Origin of the sequence: Sphingomonas mangrovi, assembly GCF_047975845.1 — a bacterium.
In the GTDB taxonomy this organism is placed as follows: domain Bacteria; phylum Pseudomonadota; class Alphaproteobacteria; order Sphingomonadales; family Sphingomonadaceae; genus Sphingomonas.
In genome coordinates this window covers 35436-51474 of the sequence record NZ_JBIUCZ010000025.1, presented here as the reverse complement: position 1 = coordinate 51474, position 16039 = coordinate 35436, and the positions used below count along the sequence as shown (strand labels likewise).

Below are 16039 nucleotides of genomic sequence, written 5' to 3'. Positions count from 1 at the left end.
CCAACAGGTCCGCAAAGGACGCCGGCCTCGTCTGCTTGCGCATCTCATCTCTCCGATACCCAGCGAAGAGAATTACATCCCCAGCTTTATGCAAAGGTCCCGCTTTCGCTGGATGACGGTTCCTAATTAGTAAACTGGACGGCGGCCGCAGCTCACCCGCGCGGGGCGCGGGGGCGGAACGGTCGTGCCTGGTGGCGTCCGGCGTTCGGGTGCGGGCCACGGTTCGGGCGCGGGCCGCTGCTTCCCGGCGGCGGCGGGCCGTCCATCGGCAGGACGCGCAGATCGTCGTCGCCCTCGCCCGCGGTGCGCTTGATCGCGGCGACGAAGCGGCTGGCGACCGCGCGCGGGATCTGGAAAGCGGTCTCGTCGGCACCGATGCGGATCGCGCCCACCTCGCCCTTGGTGATGTGGCCGCGACGACACAGCAGCGGCAGCAGCCAGCGCGGATCGGCGTTGTGGCGGCGGCCGATGTTCATGCGGAACCACACGCTGTCCTCGAAGCCCGGGCGCGGGCCGTCGTCGCGCGGGCGACGCTCGGCGCTGCCGCCGACCAGTTCCTCGGGCGCCGGCAGCTTGGCGCGATAGGCGCGCACCAACAGCGCGGCGAGATCGGCGGGCTCGCGGCCTTCGAGCAGCCGGGCGCCCAGCGCGCGATCCTCCTCGTCCAACTCGACCGGCTCGGACAGCTTGGTGAGCAGCCGCTCGCGATCGGCCGCGCGGATCGACTCGGGGCTCGGCACCTCGACCCATTCGGCGTTGATCTTCGCGCCGCGCAGCATCGATTCGACGCGGCGGCGACGCTGGTACGGCACCACCAGCACAGCGACGCCCTTCTTGCCCGCGCGGCCGGTGCGGCCCGAACGGTGCTGGAGCGCCTCGGCATCGCGCGGCAGTTCGACGTGGACCACCAGGCTGAGCGACGGCAGGTCGATCCCGCGCGCGGCGACGTCGGTCGCGACGCAGACGCGTGCGCGGCGGTCGCGCAGCGCCTGGAGCGCGTGGTTGCGCTCGTTCTGGCTGTGCTCGCCCGACAGCGCCACCGCGTCGAAGCCGCGCTCGACCAGGCTGGCGTGGAGGTGGCGTACCGCCTCACGCGTGGCGCAGAACAGGAAGGCGGTGTCCGGCTCGTGGAAGCGCAGCAGGTTGACCACCGCATTCTCGATGTCGGGCGGCGCCACCGTGACGCACTGATAGGCGATGTCGCCGTGGCCGCGATCGGCCGACAGCGTCTCGATGCGCATCGCGTCGCGCTGGTAGCGCTTGGCGAGCGCGACGATCGGGCGCGGCATCGTCGCCGAGAACAACAGCGTGCGGCGGGTGTCGGGCGTCGCGTCGAGGATCTGCTCCAGGTCCTCGCGAAAGCCCATGTCGAGCATCTCGTCGGCCTCGTCGAGCACCGCGGCGCGGATCGCCGACAGGTCGAGCGCGCCGCGTTCGAGGTGGTCGCGCAGACGCCCCGGCGTGCCGACGACGATGTGGGCGCCGTGGCTGAGCGTGCGACGCTCGCGCGACGGATCCATGCCGCCGACACAGGTGGCGATCCGCGCGCCGGTCTGGGCATAGAGCCAGCCGAGTTCGCGCGCGACCTGCAGCGCGAGTTCGCGCGTCGGGGCGATGGCGATGGCGAGCGGCGCGCCGGCCGGGCCGACGCCGTCCTCCGCCAGCAACTGCGGCGCCATCGCCAGGCCGAAGGCGACGGTCTTGCCCGAGCCGGTCTGCGCCGAGACGACGAGGTCGCGTCCCTCCGCCTCGGGCTGGACGACGGCGGCCTGGACGGCGGTGGGCGCTTCATAGCCGCGCGCGACGAGCGCCGCGGCGAGCGGTTCGGGAACGTTACCAAAGTGCATGCGCGCGCAGATGGCGCTTTCCGCCCCGCGGCACAAGGCCCTACGGTGCGCGCGTGCGGGACGCACCCGCGACACAGGTGTATCGAACGGCTGGTTTGCGGCGCACCGGGGATGCGTGGGTCGCTTTTCGTCGAACCGCCTACCCGCTCGTCTTCAACGGGCATCGAATCCGCCGAAACGCACGGAAGAGCCCCGCCCTAGTCGTTGCCGCCGACGAAGTCGCCCAGGCCGCCGAGGATCGATCCCTCGCCGCGATTCTGGCCGCCGCGGCTGCCCGCCGCTGCGAGCATCCGGCCGGCGAGACGCGAGAAGGGCAGCGACTGGATCCACACCTTGCCCGGCCCGCGCAGCCGGGCGAAGAACAGCCCCTCACCGCCGAAGAACACGCTCTTCACGCCGCCGACGGGGACGAGATCGAAGTCGACGCCGTCGGTCATTGCCGCCAGGCAGCCGGTATCGACGTGCAGTTCCTCGCCGGGGCCGAGCGTGCGTTCGACCACGGTGCCGCCCATCTGGACGAAGACCCAGCCGTCGCCCTCCAGCTTCTGCATGACGAAGCCCTCGCCGCCAAACAAGCCGGTGAGCACGCGCTTCTGGAAATGGACGCCGATCGACACGCCCTTGGCGGCGGCGAGGAAGCTGTCCTTCTGGCAGATCAGCCGCCCGCCGAGCTCGCCCAGGCGGATCGGCAGGATCGCGCCGGGCGTCGGCGACGCGAAGGCAACACGCGCCTTGCCGCGGCCCTGATGGGTGAAGACGGTGGTGAACAGGGTCTCGCCCGTCACCAGCCGGCGGCCGGCGCCGAGCAGCTTGCCCATGAAGCCCGCGTCCTGGCCGCTGCCGTCGCCGAAGACGGTCGCCATCGATACCGCTGAATCCTTCCACACCAGCGCCCCGGCTTCCGCCACCGCACTTTCGCCGGGATCGAGCTCGATCTCGAGGAACTGGAGCTCCTCGCCCTTGATCTCGAAATCGATGTCGTCGGCCATGCCGGTGCTACGGTGGTGCTGCCAGGGGCTGGGGCGGGACATGGGACCTCCGAGTCGGGAACGGGTGGGACGGCGGCCGAAGGCCCTTAGTCGCCGGTGACCTTCACCGGCCCCAGATCGCCCAGACCGACCGTGCCGGCGGCAAGGCCGAGCATGCGGTCGAGCGAGACCTTGGCCTTCAGGCGCAGGTCTTCCTCGATCTCGATCCGCGGCTCCAGGTCGCGCAGCGCCAGGTACAGCTTCTCGATCGTGTTGAGCGCCATGTACGGGCATATGTTGCAGTTGCAGTTGCCGTCGGCACCCGGCGCGCCGATGAACTGCTTGTCGGGCATCGCCTTCTGCATCTGGTGGATGATGTGCGGCTCGGTCGCGACGAGCAGCGTGTCGCCCGACATCGCCTGCGCGTATTCCAGGATGCCGCGGGTCGATCCGACATAGTCGGCGTGGTCGAGAATCACCGCCGGGCATTCGGGATGCGCCGCCACCGGCGCACCGGGATGCTCGGCGCGCAGCTTGAGCAGCTCGGTTTCCGAGAACGCCTCGTGCACGATGCACACGCCCGGCCACAGCAGCAGGTCACGGCCGGTCTTGCGCGCGAGATAGCCGCCCAGATTGCGGTCGGGGCCGAAGATGATCTTCTGGCTCGGGGGAATCTGGCTGAGGATCTTTTCCGCCGAGGACGAGGTGACGATGATGTCGCTGAGCGCTTTCACCTCGGTCGAGCAGTTGATGTAGGTGAGCGCGATGTGATCCGGGTGCTGTGCGCGGAAGGCGGCGAACTGCTCGGGCGGGCAGCTATCCTCCAGGCTGCAGCCGGCGGCCATGTCCGGCAGCACCACGACCTTTTCGGGGCTCAGGATCTTGGCGGTCTCCGCCATGAAGCGCACGCCGCAAAAGGCGATCACCTCGGCATCGGTCGCCGCCGCCTTGCGGCTGAGGTCGAGGCTGTCGCCGACGAAATCGGCGAGGTCCTGGATCTCGGGCTTCTGATAATAATGGGCGAGGATGACGGCGTTGCGCTCCTTGCGCAGCCGATCGATCTCGGCGAGCAGATCGACCCCGGCCAGAGTGCCACCGATGCCGTTGCGTGCGTCCATTCCAGCTCCCCTGCCGCCCGATGCGGGCGGTCGAGGCGCTCACATGGCCATTTGCGGCCGATGCGGCAAGATGCGCGCGCGTGACGGTGCCGGCAAGCCCGCCGTTGCAGCCTGGTGCGGCTTCGTCCAAAATCTCGGCGACGGGTTCGATGGAGGCACGATGGTCCGGCACCGGTTGAGGCTCTTAGGCCCGACACTTGCTGCGCTCGCAGCGACCATCGGCATGCCTGCGAGTGCGGAGGGGTTTGCGGTCCGGGAGATCGCCGAGCTCGCCGGTCAGGCGGCCGCTGTCCTGGGGGCCGGCTTCGAACGCTCGACGACGGAAAGCCAAGTCGTGCTGCACTGCGAGGACTGCGTGGGCGAGCCGCTCGTCGCGCTTTCGCTCGGGCGCCAAGCCGACGGCACCGAGCAACGCGTCCGGTCGGGTCAAACGCGCATCGCGACGCTGGAAGAACAATGCAAAGCGCGCGATCCCAGCTGTGAGCTGAGCGCGCTCAGCGTTTCGCCTGCGGTCGGCTGGATCAGTTCCTGGTCGATGGGAGGTAGGGCCGGCGCGACCGCGGTCGTCCTGCGCGACGGCGACCTCCTGACCATCCGGGTACTGGCGGCAGATGCGGCCAGCGCGGGCAAGGTGCTGGACGCGCTTGTCCAGGGCTTGATACCAAAGGTCGTCGGCGCATGATCCGCCAGGCGTCGGCAGCAGGCGCGGTGTTGCTTGCAGCGACGGGGCCGCTGTGGTTCTCGCAGCGAGCGAGAGCCTTTCCGCAGATCACGCCGGCGCTGGTGCCGGCGCCGAGCGAAACGGCCGAGCCGTCGCTTCGGCTCGACGTCGCAAGCGCCGACGTGCGGACCGACGGCTACCTAGGGGCCTCGGTGCTGAGCATCGCCTTGCCCACGAGCGATCCGGCCGTTTCCGCAGGGACCATCGCGGAAATCGCGACCCAGTTGCAGGACGGCAAGGGGGTGATCGAGATCCGGTTGCTGCCGTGTACGGACGCGGAGTGTCCTACGCCCGAGAGGCCTCTCCGCGACTAAAGCCTAGCCGCGCGACGCGCCCTCCTCGATCGCGGCGAACTCGAAAGGAAATGGCGATCAGCGCTTCATATCCCCACCACACCCGCCTGCTGCCGGAGATACCTGGCTGGATCGCGGAAGAAGACACTGGCTTCGAACGACATCGGGGTGGCGGATTGCTGCTCCTGCGCACCTACCGTCGCGGCGGGATGCGGGCGGTCGTCGAAATAACGGCGGGCGAATGGGCGGAGTCGCGGGTGGCGCAGTCGATGTACCTACCCATAGAGCAAACGGCAGACGGAGCTACGGGCATGCGGTGCTGGCTTCTGCGGAACCGCCGAGCCAATCTCGTCATGCACGACGGTGCTCTGGATGCGCTTTCCGTGACGCTACGCGGCGGGCCGGGGGATCTTCGCGGCAGCGTCTTTCTCACTATCCATGGCGAGGGGCTCGCCCCCGACGATGCGATCGGGGTCGCGCTGGCGCTCGACTGGGAAGCGATCACGACGACGCTCGCCGGCCATCACCCCTTCGATGCCGCGCGCGTGGCGGCCGCGACGCGGCCACCGCCACCACCGCCCTCGGACCAGCCGCGCCTGTGGCCGATGCTTCCGTCGCTCACCGTGATGGAACGCCTCTCGCAGTTGGAATTGGAACGTCCTCCGCGGTTCAAGATCGCGAACATCGCCGACCTCTTTCCGTCCGATGGAAAACACTGCGTCGCAGCGATGCCGACGCCGATCCTGGTGCTCAAGGAGCATGGCTTCGCCCCCGACCTCATCTGGAGCGGCTTCCAGTTCGTTTCGGGCCGGCTACGGGATGCACTCGACCTTCCGCCCCACACCGTCGAATATGGGGAGGTGGACACGCGCGGCAGCGCCGATGCGGCACGCGCTGCGGACTACAAGGTCCTCCACGCCGTGCATGAGGCCGACCCCGTGGATCTTGCTCGGATGTATGGGTACGAGCCGGACAGGGATGCGGACGGAAGCCTCTCGACAGCTTGGGTGCTCGCACACCACGGACCGCATGCTGCGCCGCGCCGGACGATATGGCGGGACGGTTTCGTGCCGCCCGCGCCGCTGTTTCGCGATACTCGAGGAGGGTTGATCGCAACGGATGCGCTGGCGGAGCGCGTCATGCGGGCAGGATTGACCGACGTGATGTTTCAAGACGTGACCAGCGAGGCTTCGCTGCACCGCATCGTCACGCGAGTCATTGCAGACGACGGCGCCGGCTAGCGCGGCGGGACGCCACTACCAGAGCCGTGCGGCGCGTGATCTCCGGCATCGCGACGGCGTGCTGCGTCGCGGTCGACGGGGCATCGCGTCGCATCCTCGAGCACTGCCGGTCGCCGTCTGCCGCCCACCATGCCGGACGGCCTTCAATCTTCTCCGTTCGTCTCGAGAAAGGATCAAGCGTTTCGAGCGCCCGTATGGAGAGAGCCACCCGGCCTATCGATACGCTGCCTCTACAATCTCGACCGCGACACGAGACGAACGGAAGAAGGGATGAGAGGGGCCTCCTCGCCGACGTCGATCGGCCCGTCGGCTCCCGTAAGACCGCGACCTAGCCTACTCCACCTACCACGCCCCCAGCCCCGTCGCTCCCCGGCGAAGCTCGTCGATCCGGCGGCGCGTGGCCGGCGAGGTCGCGGCAGGCAGGGCATCGAGCGGAAACCATGCCGCCTCCGCGACCTCCAGCGCGTCGGCACGGCGCAGCCCTGCCGCGGCTTCGGCCGAGACCCGCGCGACGAAGACGATCACGTGATCGTCCTTGCCTTCCAGTCGGCTGTGATAGACGCCCAGGATCCGGTCGACGGCCGCGCCGTCAACTGCCACTTCCTCCGCAAGCTCGCGGTGGAGTGCCGTCTCGGCGCTCTCGCCCTTCTTCACGCCTCCGCCGGGCAGGTACCAGTGCTCCGCATAGGTGTGGCGGATGAGCGCGATCCGATCGTCGGGATCGAGCAGCACCGCGCGGACGCCGACCGTGCGCGGCTTGGTGACACGCCATACCAGCCGGGCCGCGCCGACCAGGAGCCGATGATGCAGGGCGATCGCGCGTCTCCGCCGTGGTTGCCGATTGCGCGACGGTAACGCCGCGTCGCCGCCGTGCAACCGCCCGGCTGCCGCTATCGCCGGTTGGCGAGCACCTCGTCGACCGGGGCGGTGACGTCCCAGCGTTCCCGGTCCTGCGAGCGGCGCTCGCCCGGGAAGGTCACCAGCACGCGCGCGTCGCCATAGCCGACGCTCGCCAGCGGTGCGCCGAGCAGCCGGGCGAGCGCCGTGCGCGCCTTCTCGCGGGCCTGCGCCATGCGCTCGGGCGAGCGTGCCTCGGTCTGCGCCTTGGCCTGCGCCGCCTGCGAGGTGCGGCGGGCGAGTTCCTCGCCGGCCGCGCGGGTGACGAACATGCCTTCGGTGCGGACCAGCGTGCGCTGCGCCTCGTCCACATTGGGCTTGCCGACCGTCACGTCGGGGGCGTCGATCACCAGCGTGCGGGTGCTCTCGGACCATTGCAGATCCGACGGGCCGATCCGCGACACGTCGACGAAGTAGTCGACCGAAAAGGGCGCCTTGATCACCTGATTGGACTTGAGCATGCCGTAGCCGCGCACGTCGGTGGCGGTGCTCTGGAGCGTACCCGACAGCTCGGCGACCTTGAGCGTGGCGGCGCCCGAAAGCCGGGCGGTCACCAGCCGGGTGACGGCGGTGCCGTCCTCCTCCTCGGTGACGACATATTCCTCGGTGTAGCGCTGGTAGATCGCCACCGCCCCCAGCGTCAGCCCGACGCCGAGCACCAGCGCGAGGAGGGTGCGCAGCACGCCCGGCCTCAGTTGCGTCGCCACAGCGTCTCTCCCGCACCCGTCTCCATCGCCAGCCCGCGCCCCCGAAGGTCGAGAAGATGCGCGAGCACCGAGCGCTCGGCCGCGGGCAGCAGCGTCGCGTCGAGCCCGACGTACATCCGCCGGACCAACGCCGGAATGGCGCCGACGCCCTCGCCGAGCAGCCGCAGGATCTGCCCCTCGCGCGCCTTGCGGTGGCCGAGCAGCCCGCGCACGAAGCGCTGCGGGTTCTCCACCGCCTCGCCGTGGCCGGGATAGTAGACGCGGTCGTCGCGGCCCATCAGCGTCTCCAGGCTCGCCATATAGGCGGTCATGTCGCCGTCGGGCGGCGAGACGATCGTGGTCGACCAGCCCATGACATGGTCGCCGCTGAACAGCGCGCCGCTCTCGGGCAGCGCGAAGGCGAGGTGGTTGGAGGTGTGGCCGGGCGTCGCCACCGCGACCAGCGACCAGCCCTCGCCTGCCACCCCTTCCCCATCGGCGAGCACGCGGTCGGGCGCATAGGCGACATCGAACGCGGCGTCGGCGCGCGGGCCGGCGTCGTCCATCGTCAGCGGCGCGCAGCCGACCACCGGCGCGCCGGTCCGCCGGGCGAGCGGTGCGGCGGCGGGGCTGTGGTCGCGATGGGTATGGGTGCACAGCACCGCCGTCACGCGGCGATCGCCGACCGCGGCGAGCAGCGCATCGAGGTGCGCCTCGTCGACCGGCCCGGGATCGATCACCGCCGCGTCCTCGGCACCGCCGACGACATAGCTCTGCGTGCCGGTGTGGGTATAGGGCGAGGCGTTGGGAGCGAGGACGCGCAGCACCAGCGGCTCCAGCGCGATCGGAACACCGGTCGGGGGATGCGTCATGCCCCCGACATGGCGGCTCGGGCGGCGGGGCACAAGATGGCGAGCGCGCCGCCCATGCGGACGAAGGCGCGCTCGCCCATGCCGCCGATGGATCGCAAGTGGAGCCATCCCCCGTCGCCGCAGGTGCCGCTGTCGGATAGCTCGACGGGGAGTCTTGGGAGCCTGCGATGATCCTGCCTCGCCTGCGCCGGCGCTCCAGTCCTGCACCCATCTATGACGCGGTGGACGATTGGCTCTCGCAGACGGCGGCCGAGGCGCTGCGGCGGGACGGCTTTGTGGCGGTCGAACGGCTCTTCTCCGCGACCGAGGTGCAGGCGGTGCAGACGCTGCTCGACCGAGCGTTCGAGCGCGCGATGCGGATGCCGGCGGCGAACGCGCTGCTGGTGTGCTACCCCGCCGACGCGCCCGGCGGATGGGACCAGATCGAACTCAACTACGCCGCCACGCTTGCGCCCGCGCTGCTCCAGACTGCGGTGTTCCGGCGTTGCACCACCCTGGCGCGGCGGCTTGCCGGCCCGGGGTCGCACGCCTTCGACCATGCCATCTACAAGGCGGCGCACAACCGCACCGAGACGCCCTGGCATCAGGATGCCGCCTTCCGACGGTGGCAGTTGCCACGGCCGCACCAGCTGCACTTCTGGATCCCGTTGCAGGATGTTGCGCGCGACGGCGGCTGCATGGAGTTCCTTCCCGGCAGCCACCGCCGCCCGGCGCTCCGCCACGAGACGGTGCTGCGCGCCTCCGGCCGCATCGGGCTGGTCGCCGCCCCGGATCCCGCCGCCCGCGTCGCCTGTCCGCTGTCGGCAGGCGGGCTGACCATCCACACCCCTGCGACGCTCCACTGCGCGCGCGCCAACGCCAGCGACGTGCCGCGCCGGGCGTGGGTCCTTCAGTTCGGCCTCTTCGGCGAGACCCGGCTCGCGGCCAAACGGCTGGCCGGATCGCTCGTTAAACTTCCCGTCGGCCGCCTACGCAGCCGCCCGGAGCGACCCGCGTAGCCGCCGCTTTCGCCCTCGCGCCGTCCGGTGCCATCCGCCGCGGGGCAGCCGCTACGCCGATCAGCGCCCGGTGCACACCTTCGCGAGCGCGCCGCGACCGCACCAACACGGAGGAACCGGGAGGCTCGTCTGGGTCGGCTCAGCGCAAGCGATAGGCGACCAGCGTGGTAGGGTTAGAATAGGTTTCCGGAGTCTTGCGCACGATCAGCATCCCGTCGCCGGTGATCGCCATGTCTCCTCCGGTCGGACCGCTCCACACCGGCGCGTGATTGCCTTCCGTCGGGATGGCGTAGACCGCCTTGTCCGTGCTGACGAAGACGAGATTCCGGGTCGCGACCGTGTTGCCGACGAAGCGCTCGCCCGCCGGAGGCGTCCACGACCACTGCGGCGCTCCCGAACTCTCGTTGAGCGCGTCGAGCCGACCCGGATTATTGCGCGCCAGATATACGATGCCGCCGCCGACCGCTGGCGTGGTGCTGTAGCTGTCTGCGCTGCGCCACGCATATGCACCGGTCGTCTTCGACCAATTTACCAGCACGGACGGGGAACCGTCGCCGCGATGCCCCGAATAGGCGAGGACGTTCGCGTTCGATCCCAGGATCGGCGCACCATGATAGTCGTAGCCGCTGTTCTGGAAGAAGGGATCGAGCAGATGCTGCTTGAGCGCCCCGGTCGCACGGTCGATCACCTCGATGGCGGTACCCGAATAATAATAGACGCTGTCGGCGTCGACGGCCGGCGTCTGGCCATCCCAGATATATCCACTGGCTTCATGGTACCAGTATGTCAGGGCGGAGTAGTCATAGCCGTAGACGACGTTCCCGTAATAGCCCGCCGACATGTACAGCCCTTCGCCATAGGGCGTCGGCGCGAGGAAACTCGACCACTGCGACGCGAACGGGGCGTTCGGCCCGACGAACTGCCCGGTTTCCGCGTCGATAGGGACGATGGCGTTGTTTTCCGAAGACGAGACCAGCGTCGTCACGAAGACCTTGCGGTTGCCGATCGCCGGCGCGCTCACGTCGGAAATCCTGCCGAGGTTGTAGGACCAGCGCGGCTGGCCCGTCGCCGCAATCAAGGCACGAACGCTCGACGTGCCGTCCTGATCGCGCGTCACGGCATAGGCGAGCCCGTTGAAGGAAGCGATGGTGCTGACGCCGGTGCTGCCTTCCGAAGTCCATTCCCAAGCTTTCGCGAAGGACGCAGGGTTCAACGTCGTGTTCACGAACCCCGTGTGTGCGGCATTGCGCTGGAACGTGGTCCAGTCCGCCAGTCCCACCGTCAGTTTGTAGGTAAAGACCTGCGTGGACCCCCCATACACCGTCGAGCATGCCGCTTCGCGGCACAGGCGGAAGGTGACGCTGCCGTTGTAGCTGCCTGGTGCTAGGGTCGAAGCAGGACGCAGACGGACCTGATAGCCGCCGTTCGGCTTCTTCACGACGGGATCCACGAGGACGAGTTGCCCCCGGTCATAGCCGATGTCGGCCAAGACGGGATCGCTGCCGGTGCCTTGCACGGTCGCATCGAACCCCAGCGTCGCCCCGCTGTCGTCCTCCGTGATCGTCAGCGCCTGCGACGTGGCAGACAGCGTGACGTTGAGGGTCGGCGTCGGCGACGGGACGGTAACGCTCCCCCCGCTATCCCCGCCCCCGCCGCACCCCGCGAGCATCAAGCACAGCGCCGCCGGGGCGACGCCCCCTCCCCACATCCTCATTACCGCATCCCCCATTGGGCACCATCGCTCGGCGCGCCTGTGCCACCGCGAGGTTCTGCCGCGCAGCGGCCGCTTTGTCGATGCGGGCAGACAAAGTCGCGAAGCAAAAAGAAAGGGCCCGGCACTTGGAAGATTGCCGGGCCCACGCATGCGCTCTGCGCATCTAGCCGAGACTTATCTTTTTTCGTCTTGCTACCGGGCCTTCGTCGACAATCCTCCGCTCCGAAGCCGTGGCAAGGCTCCGGTCCTTCCTCAATCCTCCGCTGGGCTCGCCATTTCCTGTTCGATCTCGGCGATGCTGGCGTCGATGCCGGCGAGCGCCTCGGCGCGCTGGGCGGCGGTCATGTCGGGATTGGCGGCGAGCGTGCTGCGGGTGCCGCGCAGGCCGGCGATCGCGGCGGTGAGCGCGTTGTTGCGGATCGCGGCGACGTCGATCGATCCGGCCGCCGCGGCGGCGGCCTGGGCAGCGCTGGCGGCCGCGGATTGCGAAACCGCGTCGATGCGGTCGGCGCACACCACCATCATCGTCCGATCGCCCTGGGGACGGTTGATGACGAAGGCACCCGGCTCGCCTTCGCGGCCGCATCGCCCTTCGGTGACGTTGCCCGTGCTGTCGATCCGCTGCGCCCGGACGAGCACCGGACCCGCCGGCGCGACAGGCGCCGAAGGGGCTGCAGGCGCGGGCGCAGCGCCGGGAGTCGCTGGCGCCGCGGGAGCGGCAGGTGCCGCCGGGGCCGCGGGGCTCGCCTGGAGCAACTGCGGCCTGGGCAGGTCGATCCGCGCGATGTCGATGCCGGTGGAGCGGGTGACACGGGTGCGCAGCGTCTCGGCCGCCTGGGTGCCGGAGGCGGTGAGCCCCAGCGCCGCGAGCGCGGCTCCGGCGATGCCTGCGCCTCCGGCCATGCGACGGAACGGCGACAGGCTGCGGTGCTTGGACAACATCTTCAGTCTCCCCTTGAGTTCGTGGACGGTGTGGAGGTGGCAGGCAGCGGACACGGCGCCGCCGTGCGCGGACTTGACGATGGCGCGGCCATAGGCGTGGCGGACGCCGGGCGCGGCGCGGGCGAGCACCATCGCGTCGCACGCCATTTCCTGATCGGCGCGGAACGCGCGGAAGGCGCGCCAGGCGACGGGGTTGAACCAGTGGCAGGCGAGCAGGCCCAGCGCGATCCAGTTGGCGAGCAGGTCGCCGCGGGCGTGGTGGCCGAGCTCGTGCGCCAGCGCGAGCGTGCGCTCCTGCGCGTCATAGCGCTCGGCGAAATCGCGCGGGAAGGCGACGTAGCGGCGCCACACGCCGAAGGCGAGCGGCCCGCTGGCGGCGGCAGTCTCGAACACCCGCACCCGGCCCTCGGCGACGTCGTAGCCGCGCCCCGAGGCGAGCACCCGCTGGCAAAACCGGGCGTGGCGCACGACATGCCAGGCGAAGAAGGCGACGCCGCCGGCGAGCCACAGCAGCACGACCAGCCCGGGCACGTCGGCCATGCCCCACCCCTGCGGCACCGCCGGGATGGTCGCGACCGGATAACCGAGCGACACCGTTCCGGGCGGGATCGGCGCGCCGATCGGCCCTCGGTCGAACAGCCGCAGCGCCGCCGGCAGCGGCGGCAGCGCCATCCGCAGCACCGGCAGCAGCCACAGCGCATAGGCGACGCTGGGGCCGAAGGCGCGCCGCACCGGCGCGCGCAGCGCCAGCACCAACAGCATCAGCAGCGTCGTGGCGACCAGCGTCTCGACCGCCCAGCCGATCGCGGGCTGCGCGCTCATTGCTTGAGGTCCCGGAGCAGCGCCTCAATCTCCTCGATCTCGCGGCTGCTGAGCTGGTCGCGGCGCGCGAGGTGCGCGACCAGCGGGGTAAGGCTGCCGCCGAACAACCGGTCGATCAGCCGCTGCGATTCGCCCACGACGTAATCGTCGCGCGCGACCAGCGGGCGATAGCGATAGCGGCGCCCCTCCTCCTCATGCCCGACGACCTGCTTGGCGAGCAGACGGCCGAGCAGCGTCTTGACGGTGTTGGCGCTCCAGGCGCGATCCTCGGGCACGCGCTCGACCACCTCCTGGGCGGTGAGCGGGCTCTCGTCCCACAGCACCTCCATCACGACATGTTCGGCATCACTGATCCGTTCGGGCATGGCGGCAACTCCTGACTACGGATGTAGTCTACCTGATTACGGGTGTAGTCAAGGGGGGAGCTATCCCGGTGATTTCGGCTCCGTATGGCGCTAAGCGAGGGTGTCGAGAGGCTTTACAGGGGCGCACTTCCCGATGCCGCCGTTAACCCTCAAAGTGGTTGGATTGGCCGGCTGAGCGCGGCTTTGGCACACATGCTGCATAGGACATGGCGTATCGCGCGTCGGCGCGCTTCAACGGGCGGATCGGCGCGCTTCCCGCGCGCGATCCGCCCACCCGGTCCCCTGTTCAGCGCTGGTGATTGCGGGAGTCGGCGACGGCTCGGCCGGGGACGCGGGTCTGTCGTGGCGTGCCGCAGCGGCGACACCCCCGCGGTGGGAGAAGCCAGCTTTCGCTGGCATGACGGGAAGGCTGTCTGGACAGGAGCGGCTTGCAGGCCGGCGCGGTGTGCGGGCGCGCGGAGCAATGTGCGCGACATAGGCACGAGGCACGAAGCATGGGCCAAGCCGCAAGGAAGGTGGATGGCGGCCGTCGCACCATCCATGAAAATCGTCACCCCAGCGAAAGCTGGGGTCTCGTGCCGCAGGGACGACCTCCGCGGCGGCGCTCCGAAGGTGGGCAACCAGCCTGAGCAGGAGGACGGAACGGGCGCGTGGCCACAATCCGCGTTAAACCGCTACCGTAGGCAGCATCGGGACTTCAGCCCGCGAGGATGCACATCAAAGCGCCCGCCCGCCTAAAGCGCCGCACGGACTGCCCTCGGCAACACAGCGCAAGCCCCCACCCGGTCGCCCGCCCCTTTCGGGCGGGCGACCCGAAGCATCACGCCGCCGGGCGCTCGGCGCCGAACAGCTGGGCGAGTTCGCCGCTTTCGTACATTTCCATCATGATGTCGGAGCCGCCGACGAACTCGCCGCGGACGTAGAGCTGCGGGATGGTCGGCCAATCCGAATAGGCCTTGATGCCCTGGCGGATCGCCTGGTCCTGCAGCACGTCGACGCTCTCGAACTCGATGCCCAGGTGGTTGAGGATCGCGACCGCGCGGCTGGAAAAGCCGCACTGCGGGAACAGCGGGCTGCCCTTCATGAACAGCACCACGTCGTTGGCCTTCACGACCTGGTCGATGCGGGCGTTGGCGTCTTCGGTCATCATTCTACTCCTGTACGGGCGCGGCAGTGGTGAGCTGCAGCGCGTGGAGGACACCCCCCATGCGGCCGCCGAGCGCGGCATAGACCGCCTGGTGCTGACGCACCCGCGGCATTCCGCGGAAGCTCTCCGACACCACGCGTGCGGCATAATGGTCGCCGTCCCCGGCGAGATCGGTGATCTCCACCGTGGCGTCGGGGATGCCGGCGCGGATCAGCGCCTCGATCTCGGCAGCGGGCATGCCCATGATTCAGCGCGCTTCCATCAGCTGGCGGCGCGCCTCGACGGTCAGCTCCTCGAGCGCCTTGCGCACGGTCGACTCGTCGGTCGCGACGCCGGCGGCGGTGAGGTCGCCGACCAGCTTACGGATCACGTCGTTGTCGCCGGCTTCCTCGAAGTCGGCCTGGACGACCGCCTTGGCATAGGCGTCGGTCTCTTCGGGGGTCAGCTTCATCTTCGCCGCCGCCCACTGGCCGAGCAGCCGGTTGCGGCGTGCGGTGACGCGGAACGCCATTTCCTCGTCGCGCGCGAATTTGGTTTCGAACGCCCGTTCGCGATCGTCGAAGGTGGTCATTGCGGTCCCCTGTGTTGTCGCGCCGGAGATAGGACGCGTGTGGCGGCAAGGCAACGGGGGCGCTGGGTGGGACCTGCTGCGAGGCGAGCACCCCCCTTCTTCGTCCTCCCGACGGAAGTCGGAATCCATTTCCGCTACCGCTGGAAGCGCGAGCGTTGCGCGTCTGGATGCTGACTTTCGTCAGCATGACGAGGGAGGCCGGGGTGGCGCTCCCTCTCAAGCGGCAGCGGGCAGGTTGCCTGCCGACGCGCTCAGCCACGGGCGCGATGCGGCCACTCCGGACTCGTAACCGCCGATCGCCGCGTCGCGCGCGAGGGTGATGCCGATCTCGTCGAGCCCCTCCATCAGGCAGGCGCGGCGGAACGGGTCCATCTCGAACGCGAAGCGATCCTGGAATGGCGTCGTCACCGTCATCGTCTCCAAATCGACGGTGACGGGATTGTCGCGCGCGACCTCGACCAGCCGGTCGACCGCTTCCTGCGGCAGCACGACGGCGACGATGCCGTTCTTGAACGCGTTGCCCGAGAAGATGTCGGAGAAGCTCGGCGCGATCACCGCCTTCACCCCCATGTCGCCCAAAGCCCAGGCGGCATGCTCGCGGCTGGAGCCGCAGCCGAAATTCTCGCCCGCGATCAGCACCGGCGCGCCGGCATAGCGCGGATCGTCGAACACGTTGCCGGGCTCGGCACGCACGCTCTCGAACGCGCCCTCCCCCAGCCCCTCGCGCGTCGTGGTCTTGAGCCAGCGCGCGGGGATGATGATGTCGGTGTCGATGTTCTTGGCGCCCCAGGGATAGGCGCGCCCTTCGACGCGGGTGACGGGTTCCATAAGCTCTTC

The 16039-nt window shown here is 69.6% G+C and carries 17 protein-coding genes; 4 read left to right on the top strand and 13 right to left on the bottom strand.

Annotation, left to right across the window (positions count from 1 at the left end):
• Positions 1–152 precede the first annotated feature (152 nt).
• The 3 genes from ACBY01_RS12490 to nadA all read right to left on the bottom strand — a co-directional run bounded on the left by ACBY01_RS12490 (position 153) and on the right by nadA (position 3933).
• Entirely contained in the window at positions 153–1847 is a 1695-nt protein-coding gene (locus ACBY01_RS12490) for a DEAD/DEAH box helicase (RefSeq protein ID WP_416461205.1), read from the bottom strand.
• A 197-nt stretch (positions 1848–2044) separates the two neighbouring features.
• Positions 2045–2878: a TIGR00266 family protein gene (locus ACBY01_RS12485; protein WP_416461204.1), complete on the bottom strand. Its 834-nt coding sequence runs from the start codon at positions 2876–2878 to the stop codon at positions 2045–2047.
• 44 nt (positions 2879–2922) lie between these two features.
• Positions 2923–3933 carry a quinolinate synthase NadA gene (nadA, locus tag ACBY01_RS12480; protein ID WP_416461203.1) on the bottom strand — a complete coding sequence of 337 codons (1011 nt, stop codon included), beginning with the start codon at positions 3931–3933 and terminating at the stop codon, positions 2923–2925.
• 43 nt (positions 3934–3976) lie between these two features.
• Between nadA and ACBY01_RS12475 the strand changes: the two genes are divergently transcribed.
• From ACBY01_RS12475 to ACBY01_RS12465, 3 genes are read left to right on the top strand one after another with little or no spacing between them, the layout of a single operon-like run.
• Positions 3977–4615 carry a hypothetical protein gene (locus ACBY01_RS12475; protein ID WP_416461202.1) on the top strand — a complete coding sequence of 213 codons (639 nt, stop codon included), beginning with the start codon at positions 3977–3979 and terminating at the stop codon, positions 4613–4615.
• Positions 4612–4968, top strand: a complete 357-nt coding sequence (locus ACBY01_RS12470) for a hypothetical protein (RefSeq protein ID WP_416461201.1) — start codon at positions 4612–4614, stop codon at positions 4966–4968. The genes ACBY01_RS12475 and ACBY01_RS12470 overlap by 4 nt, the downstream gene beginning before the upstream one ends.
• 50 nt (positions 4969–5018) lie before the next feature.
• Entirely contained in the window at positions 5019–6188 is a 1170-nt protein-coding gene (locus ACBY01_RS12465; RefSeq protein WP_416461200.1) for a hypothetical protein, read from the top strand.
• A 342-nt stretch (positions 6189–6530) separates the two neighbouring features.
• Here ACBY01_RS12465 and ACBY01_RS12460 read toward each other — a convergent pair whose 3' ends face one another.
• Genes ACBY01_RS12460 through ACBY01_RS12450 form a run of 3 tightly spaced genes read right to left on the bottom strand, consistent with a single transcriptional unit; the run spans position 6531 to position 8643 of the window.
• A complete protein-coding gene (locus tag ACBY01_RS12460; RefSeq protein WP_416461199.1) occupies positions 6531–7064 on the bottom strand; it encodes an NUDIX domain-containing protein in 534 nt (177 codons plus the stop codon).
• A 14-nt stretch (positions 7065–7078) separates the two neighbouring features.
• Positions 7079–7792: a DUF4230 domain-containing protein gene (locus tag ACBY01_RS12455; RefSeq protein WP_416461198.1), complete on the bottom strand. Its 714-nt coding sequence runs from the start codon at positions 7790–7792 to the stop codon at positions 7079–7081.
• A complete protein-coding gene (locus tag ACBY01_RS12450; protein ID WP_416461197.1) occupies positions 7777–8643 on the bottom strand; it encodes an MBL fold metallo-hydrolase in 867 nt (288 codons plus the stop codon). The genes ACBY01_RS12455 and ACBY01_RS12450 overlap by 16 nt, the downstream gene beginning before the upstream one ends.
• Positions 8644–8810: 167 nt before the next feature.
• On the opposite strand from ACBY01_RS12450, the gene ACBY01_RS12445 reads away from it, so the two are divergent.
• Entirely contained in the window at positions 8811–9641 is an 831-nt protein-coding gene (locus ACBY01_RS12445; protein ID WP_416461196.1) for a phytanoyl-CoA dioxygenase family protein, read from the top strand.
• 139 nt (positions 9642–9780) lie between these two features.
• Here ACBY01_RS12445 and ACBY01_RS12440 read toward each other — a convergent pair whose 3' ends face one another.
• From ACBY01_RS12440 to leuD, 7 genes are all read right to left on the bottom strand, one after another.
• Positions 9781–11355, bottom strand: a complete 1575-nt coding sequence (locus ACBY01_RS12440) for a PQQ-binding-like beta-propeller repeat protein (RefSeq protein WP_416461195.1) — start codon at positions 11353–11355, stop codon at positions 9781–9783.
• 252 nt (positions 11356–11607) lie between these two features.
• Positions 11608–13119, bottom strand: coding sequence for a M56 family metallopeptidase (locus tag ACBY01_RS12435; RefSeq protein WP_416461194.1), 1512 nt, complete (start codon positions 13117–13119; stop codon positions 11608–11610).
• Positions 13116–13484, bottom strand: a complete 369-nt coding sequence (locus ACBY01_RS12430) for a BlaI/MecI/CopY family transcriptional regulator (protein WP_416461193.1) — start codon at positions 13482–13484, stop codon at positions 13116–13118. The genes ACBY01_RS12435 and ACBY01_RS12430 overlap by 4 nt, the downstream gene beginning before the upstream one ends.
• A gap of 820 nt (positions 13485–14304) precedes the next feature.
• Positions 14305–14631: a Grx4 family monothiol glutaredoxin gene (gene grxD, locus ACBY01_RS12425; protein ID WP_416461209.1), complete on the bottom strand. Its 327-nt coding sequence runs from the start codon at positions 14629–14631 to the stop codon at positions 14305–14307.
• Between the two features lie 4 nt (positions 14632–14635).
• Positions 14636–14875 carry a BolA family protein gene (locus ACBY01_RS12420; RefSeq protein ID WP_416461192.1) on the bottom strand — a complete coding sequence of 80 codons (240 nt, stop codon included), beginning with the start codon at positions 14873–14875 and terminating at the stop codon, positions 14636–14638.
• A gap of 3 nt (positions 14876–14878) precedes the next feature.
• Entirely contained in the window at positions 14879–15202 is a 324-nt protein-coding gene (locus tag ACBY01_RS12415) for a DUF1476 domain-containing protein (protein ID WP_416461191.1), read from the bottom strand.
• Positions 15203–15418: 216 nt separating this feature from the next.
• On the bottom strand, positions 15419–16030 hold the full coding sequence (gene leuD, locus ACBY01_RS12410) for a 3-isopropylmalate dehydratase small subunit (protein WP_416461190.1): 612 nt from the start codon (positions 16028–16030) through the stop codon (positions 15419–15421).
• Between the last annotated feature and the right edge of the window lie 9 nt (positions 16031–16039).